The 6,637-nt window shown below is 61.7% G+C and carries 5 protein-coding genes and 2 pseudogenes; 1 reads left to right on the forward strand and 6 read right to left on the reverse strand.

Annotated features, from left to right (window positions below; translation table 11 throughout):
- The 3 genes and pseudogenes from Q0288_RS02805 to Q0288_RS02815 all read right to left on the reverse strand — a co-directional run.
- Positions 1-635, reverse strand: a pseudogene (locus Q0288_RS02805) (ABC transporter permease); the annotation flags it as partial.
- Positions 636-833: 198 nt separating this feature from the next.
- The gene (locus tag Q0288_RS02810; RefSeq protein ID WP_299426863.1) at positions 834-1,796 is read right to left on the reverse strand and encodes an ABC transporter substrate-binding protein; all 963 of its coding nucleotides are present in this window, start codon (positions 1,794-1,796) and stop codon (positions 834-836) included.
- A 285-nt stretch (positions 1,797-2,081) separates the two neighbouring features.
- Positions 2,082-2,801 carry a glycosyltransferase family 2 protein gene (locus tag Q0288_RS02815; RefSeq protein ID WP_299426866.1) on the reverse strand — a complete coding sequence of 240 codons (720 nt, stop codon included), beginning with the start codon at positions 2,799-2,801 and terminating at the stop codon, positions 2,082-2,084.
- 144 nt (positions 2,802-2,945) lie between these two features.
- Here Q0288_RS02815 and surE point away from each other — a divergent pair, with 144 nt between their 5' ends.
- Positions 2,946-3,680, forward strand: a complete 735-nt coding sequence (gene surE, locus Q0288_RS02820; protein ID WP_299426869.1) for a 5'/3'-nucleotidase SurE — start codon at positions 2,946-2,948, stop codon at positions 3,678-3,680.
- A gap of 386 nt (positions 3,681-4,066) precedes the next feature.
- Here surE and ychF read toward each other — a convergent pair whose 3' ends face one another.
- The 3 genes and pseudogenes from ychF to Q0288_RS02835 form a co-directional block, all read right to left on the reverse strand.
- On the reverse strand, positions 4,067-5,185 hold the full coding sequence (gene ychF / locus Q0288_RS02825) for a redox-regulated ATPase YchF (protein WP_299426872.1): 1,119 nt from the start codon (positions 5,183-5,185) through the stop codon (positions 4,067-4,069).
- A gap of 275 nt (positions 5,186-5,460) precedes the next feature.
- Positions 5,461-5,982 (reverse strand): DJ-1/PfpI family protein, encoded by a 522-nt coding sequence (locus tag Q0288_RS02830; protein ID WP_299426875.1) that lies wholly within the window; start codon positions 5,980-5,982, stop codon positions 5,461-5,463.
- A 166-nt stretch (positions 5,983-6,148) separates the two neighbouring features.
- A pseudogene (locus Q0288_RS02835) lies at positions 6,149-6,637 on the reverse strand (peptidase S10); the annotation flags it as partial.

The raw sequence follows: 6,637 nt of genomic DNA on the forward strand, positions 1-6,637 counted from the left end.
TCGGGGCGGGGGAGGAAAAAAAGCCGTGCGGAAGCCAGGGGGGGCAGGGTATAGACCTGCGCGGGCAGCCCCAGCACCGCCGGAACCCCGAAGTTGCCCAGCAGGGTCAGGTAGAGCGCCCCAAAGGCCGTAATCAAAACCGGAAACAGCGGGGGAACCAGGGCCCGCACCCGCTTCCAGCCGGTTACGCCATGTACCTCGCTGGCCACCAGCAGCGGGGCCAGCTTCGACTCCAAAGCCGGGCGCAGCAACAGGTAGGCCACGGGTGCGTAGTGGGCCGTCCAGGCCAGCAGGATGCCCCCCACCCCGTAGGGTTGCAAGCCGACCAGTTGCAGGGCATACAAGAAGCCCAGCGCCCCCACGAAGGGCGGCACCAGATAGGCCGGCAGCAGCAGCGCGTCCCATCCCGGATGCAGCCTTGCCCGGAAGGCCAGCCAGGCCAGCCCACCCCCGACCAGCAGACTGAGCAAACTCCCCACCAGCGCGAGCAGCAGCGAAACCCCGGCCAGGTCGAGCACCCGGGGTAGAATGGCCACGTCCCCCAACCCCCGCCAGGCCAGCACAAAAAGCGGCATGGCTACCCCCAGCGAAAGGAGTAGCCAGAACAGGGCGGCAATAGGTCGGCTCGAGGGCATCAGGGCTATCCTGGTTTACCATCGTAAAGCGGTCTGAACACTGGTGCGGTGCATACTGCTTGGGGTCGAGGGTTAAGCGCCATTCTTGGGATCTTATCCAGTTACGGTATGAATTAAAGACCGATAGCCCACAGACTTTTTGCCTTCCGCCATGAGCTCTTTTGCTATCGGCTATTGACAATCAGCTATCGGCCAATTCTAGCGCAGGTTGAAAAGCGTGTTGAACTGGGTGAACAAGCGCTGCCGATGGGTCTGAATGTACTCCGCGGCCGATGGTACCGAAAGCACCTCACCGCTCACGCCTGCCGGGCGGGGGGCGGTGGGTATAACCGGAATTAAGCCCTGCTGCGCAAACAGGGCCTGGGCCTCGGGAGACAGCAGGAAGCGAATGAACCGCTCAGCCGCTGCGGGGTTGCGGCTGCTGCTCAACACCCCAATCGGGGTGGGCACCAGGATCGCGCCGTCTTTAGGGTAAATGAGTCGGAGGGGTGCACCCTGGCGGATCAGTTCGCGGATCCCGTGGTCGGTGATGATGGCCAGTCCATACTGCCCCTCGGCCAGTTTCTGCTGGAGGATGGGGTTGGACTGCTCTACCTTGAGGCCGTTGCGCTCGAGCTGGGTAAAAAAGTCGAAGCCGAAACGCTGGCTGAAGGTTCCCAGGGTGGAGAGGGCCGCCCCGGAAAAATTCGGGTTGGGCATTCCCAGCAGGTTGCGGTATTCGGGTTTGAGAAGGTCGCGCCAGTAGCGCGGTTCGGGGGTGTTACCCAGTCGGCGGGTATTCACCGCAATGCCGTTGTATAGCAGACGCACCTCGTAATATAGCCCACCCTGATAGGCAAACCTGACCGGAAAACCAGCGGTGGTGGCCCGAACCGGACGCAAGCGGTTGGCAGCAGCCAGCTCACGGAAGAAGGTTTTGTCTGCCACCCAGAGCAGGTCGGCCTGGGGGTTGTTTGCTTCCAGTTCGGCCCGCAAACGGGTAATCACCTCGCCGGTTCCACTGCGGAATACCTGCACATTGATGTTTGGATGGGCCCGTCTGAACAACTCAATCATGGGATTGACATTGGTCAAGACCTCCGAGGTGTAGAGGGTGAGGGTTTGCTGCTGGGCGTTAGCCAGCCCCAAAGCTGCCAGAGAAGCCAGGAAAAATCGTCGCATAAAGCCTCCAGTTAAGGGTTCGTCCCTGAGAGAGATTGTGCCCGGTTTGTTGTCAACCTGGTGTCAGGCCAGACTTTGTTCTGGGCTACGAAATTCTCTGTGGCACAGTTCCGAAGCGCAGCAGGGGGTTGGGCAGGTTCGCTCGAATGGATTTTCAACCGAAACCCAGACCGGTTAGACCGATAGCCACCCCACCGCCCGCTGCACCCGCAGGGAAGGCTTTCAGGGCCCATCCAAAACGATTCTCGAGACGGTCTCTGAGGGCGCCTTGCAGGTAGAGACGGCTCAGGCTGCTCCCGCGATCGTCCGATGGTCTTTCAGCACCAGATTACTGAGGCCGTGTTTGCTCGAGAGCCGTTCCAGGTTTTTCTGGCGCTCCTGAAGCCTGGCCGCATACGACATATTGGCCCCGTGCATCGCGACCGCCACGCCCCTGCCGGGCAACTGGATCAGGGGATACCCCGCCGAGACAATCCTCAGATACCAGTCCCAGTCCCAGTAGTCCGACATCTCCGGGTCGAAGAGTCCGAGCTGGTCGTGAAAAAAGCGGGGATAGGCCGCTCCGGTCGCGAGCAGCAGGTTGTCGGAGCGCAGCGACTGCGGCGCGGCCTTCAAGTCGAAGGGGATGCGCCCCAGTTCAAGCCCATCGCGCTCCTGGATCAAGTAGCCGCCCCGGTACACCAGTCCGGCCTGCGATTTGAGTGCGCGTACCACCCGGTGCAGGTGGGTGGTGTCGAGTAACCAGTCGTCGTCGTCGAGCAGGGTGATAATTTCGCCCGAAGTATGGGCCAGTCCGGTGTTTCGGGCGTGTACCTGCCCCGTGCCCTCGTTGCGGACTCCCACCATCCGGGGGTCGCGCAGGTTGTGAGCGGCCAGGATGCCCGAGCCGTCGCCGTCATCCACCACCACGGCTTCCCAGTCGGGGTAGAGCTGAAGCTGGAGGGAGCGCAGTGCCCGCAGCAGGAGGGCGGGGCGGTTGAAGGTGGGGATGATGACACTGATCATTCTTTACTAAACATACTAGACCCGTTTTGTCAGGGGGAGTCAGCCCATGGTTTTACACTGCTCTGACCGTCTGGGGCTGCTTGACCCTGTCCTGACCAGTACAAAAAAAACTTATCCCGGGGCCTGCCCCTCTGAGGTATCCGAATGCGAATCCTGGTAACCAACGACGATGGAATCTATAGCCCTGGACTGCTGGCACTGGCCGAAGTGGCCACCGCCTTTGGAGAAGTTCGGGTGGTGGCCCCCGATGTCGAACAGTCGGCGATGGGCCATGCTATTACCATTATGCGACCCCTGCACTACCGTTCTACACCGGTGGGGGGTCTCGAGGCCTATCGCGTGAACGGCACCCCCGCCGACTGCGTGGCCCTCGGAACGCACCACTGGGACAGGGCAGACCTGGTTCTTTCCGGCATCAACCTGGGCTCTAACCTGGGCAACGAAATCTGGCACTCCGGCACCGTGGCGGCTGCCAAACAAGCGGCCCTGCTGGGGATGCCGGCCGTTGCTTTCAGTACGCCGGTCAATGGTAAGGAACCCGATTTTGAGGCCCTCAAGCCCTGGGTTGGTCGGGTGCTGGAAGCCCTGCTGCGCGAACCCCGGCCTTTCCTGATCAATGTGAACCTGCCCCCCAGACCCAAAGGGATTCTTTGGGCGCGGCAGTCGGTGCGAATGTACGAAGGCACCATCGTGCCCGGAACCGACCCCATGGGCCGGGAACACTTCTGGTTTGCAGCCCATCCCGACCACGAGCCCGACGAGGGAACCGACCGCTGGGCCATCAACCACAACTTCATTGCGCTAACGCCACTGCGTCTGGACTTGACCGACGAGGCCCGCCTGAGCCAGGCCTTCCAGCTTGCAGCTTCTGCCGACTGAGCCTGCTGTTTAGCCTCTGCCGATAGCTGATAGCCAATAGCCAATAGCCAATAGCCAATGGCTAATAGCCAATAGCCAATAGCCAATAGCCAATAGCCAATGGCTAATAGCAAGCATCTCATTGCTTGTGTGGTCTACTTGTTGCATAGAGCGGGTATAAACTAACTCTAGATCGCCTCCCCCCTTGCGGGGGAGGACAGGGAGGGGGTCTCGGCCCAGCCGAGTTCTTTTAGTCACACAGCCTGGTCTTACAAAAAATCCGGGCAACTCCCTCCCCTCGTAAGGCTGGTCAGCTCGAGGTTCACAAGGGCCCGGGGGCCTGGCTATTGACCATCGGACAGACTATGGACTGGATAATGGAATGGCCGAGGATCAGGATGTTTAATCTATACATTGAACAAGACCAGCACGGTGTCGCCGTCCTGCACAATGTATTCCTTGCCCTCGGTGCGTACCCAGCCCCTTTCCTTGGCCTGCGCCCAGCCACCCGCCTCGACCAGGCGGTTCCACTCGATCACCTCGGCCCGGATAAAGCCCTTCTCGAGGTCGGTGTGAATCTCTCCGGCGGCCTGCGGGGCTCTGGTGCCCTGCCTGATCGTCCAGGCCCGCACCTCTTTTTCTCCGGCGGTGAAGAAGGTCTGCAAGCCCAGGGTCTGGTAGGCGGTACGCACCAGCCGATCCAGCCCAGATTCCTGCAAACCCAGGTCTTGCAGGTACTCGGCGGCCTCCTCTTCGGACAAATCGGCCAGCTCGGCCTCAATTTTGGCCGAGACCACCACCACCTCACTTCCCTCGGTGGCGGCGATTTCCCGTACCCTGCCGACATGGGGGTTGTTTGCCCCCTCGGGAAGGTCTTCTTCGCCCACGTTGCAGATGTAGATGACCGGCTTCTGGGTGAGCAGGCCCAGTTCGAGGGCAGCCCGGGCCAGCATCTCGGGCTCGGCCCCGGCGTAGGTGCGGATGGGCTGGCCCTGTGAGAGGTGCTGCATGAGCGGTTCCAGGATTTCCAGCAGGGCTCTGTCGTCTTTGTCACTGCGGGCCGACTTGCGCAGCTTGTCCAGGCGACGCTCGATAGACTGAAGGTCAGCCAGCGCGAGTTCGGTGTTGATGGTCTCGAGGTCGTCCAGGGGATCCACCCTGCCGGCAACATGCACCACATTGGGGTCGTCGAAACACCGCACCACATGGGCAATGGCGGCCACCTCGCGGATGTTGGCCAGAAACTGGTTGCCCAGGCCCTCGCCCTTGTGGGCCCCTTTAACCAGGCCGGCAATGTCCACGAACTCAACGTGGGTCGGCACCATGGGCGGCATCCGCTCACCCTTCACAAAAAGCTTCTGCAGGGCCTTTAGGCGCGGGTCATGCAGCACCACCACCCCCACGTTTTTGTCAATGGTGGCAAAGGGATAGTTGGCGGCCAGTGCGCCGGCTTTGGTGATAGCGTTGAACAGGGTGGATTTACCTACGTTGGGAAGACCGACGATACCGACTCCGAGCGATGCCATGTATTTCCTCTGGGCGGGCCTGCCGGCCTGCACACCAAGCGACCATTCTACCGCAGCAGAGGCAAAACCCCCAAGCCTGGCCGGATAGAATTTGAGCAGACTCAGGAGGTGCTTGCGGGGGCAGTGCAGCCTGTCTGTTCTTACAGCTTGGGCTGGACACCCAGCGTTCGCTCCAGACCCCGTCCGATCTCCTGGCCTACGAGAGCGATGCGCGGGTCGCACGGGGGGCGGGGATGATGATGGCCGGGCGGGCTACCGCGGTTCGGGTTTATGGCCTAACCCCCTAACCCCAGGTGCGCCCTGGCTTCCCCGGTGAATCCGGCCCAGTCCAGCACGGCCTGGGTTAGGAACACATAGCCCTGGGTGGTGCAGGTTTTGCCCTGCCAGCGGTAGGGCTCTTCAGTACGCTCTAAAGTTGTTCCAGCCAGGGCTTCCTCTGCTATGAAGTGGGCCGCAACCCTGCCCGAGAGGTGTCCGGCCTCCAGCAAAAACAAAACTCCGTTGGCGCCCGCGAACACCGCCCGTAAGCCGCCCCAGATTTCGTTCAGCCAGTCCTGGTGCGCGGGGTCACGCCCCAGTTTGCGCATGTTGGGGCCGCCGGGAATTACCAGCACCTCGAGTTCGGGCCGGGCGGCAAAGGTGTACCGGGGCGTCCAGACCGCGCCCGCGCTACCCTCCAGGGCAGTGCGCCCACGTGCGATGGTGAACCGCTCCCAGCCCAGCAGCCGGGCCGCCTCCATCACCAGCGCGGCTTCGGCCTCGAGGAAACCCGGAGTAAGCAAAACCCCCATTCGCATGGCCCCATGCTACCAATGCCCCAGGTATGAAGCCAGGTTCGGGTAGATCTTCACCACCGGTGTGGTTCAACACGCCAGTCGCTGTCGCTGCGGGCCAGGGACGCAGCCGCAGGAAAAGCCATCCAGAATGTGCAGACTGCCCCGGCTACAGACCACCCGCGCTGGGCTATTTGCTCCCGGTTACTGGCTTCTTGCGCAGTGCAGGAGGTTTGTTGCGCCGGGACGGGGCGCCCCGGATGAAGGTCTTCAAATCGGCGGCTTGCTGGGCCAACGATTCTGGGTGAACGTACATCATGTGCCCGGCAGGGTAGTAGTGAACCTGGATACTCCCTTGCAGGTGGGGCTCCAAGCTCAGGTGACTCAGGGTATAGTCGGTGGCGAAATAGGGGGTGGCCAGGTCGTAGTAGCCGCTGCCCACGTAGACCCTCAGGTGCGGGTTCATGCTGATGGCCTTGCGCAAAGTTTCGGCCACGTTGAGGTACTGGTTTTCGAACTCCTTGTAGCTCCAGTTCTGGTACAGGCTCGAGAGAATCTCGTAGGGCAGATCGCTCTGGAAGCCCAGTTCCTGGCGCACATACTGGTTGAGGGTCGCGGTGTAAGGCCCCTGGATGGCGGCATAGCTGGGGTCGTACTCGAAGGCGGCTCCGGCGGCGTC

This window comes from uncultured Meiothermus sp. (assembly GCF_937863175.1).
Classification (GTDB): Bacteria; Deinococcota; Deinococci; order Deinococcales; family Thermaceae; genus Meiothermus.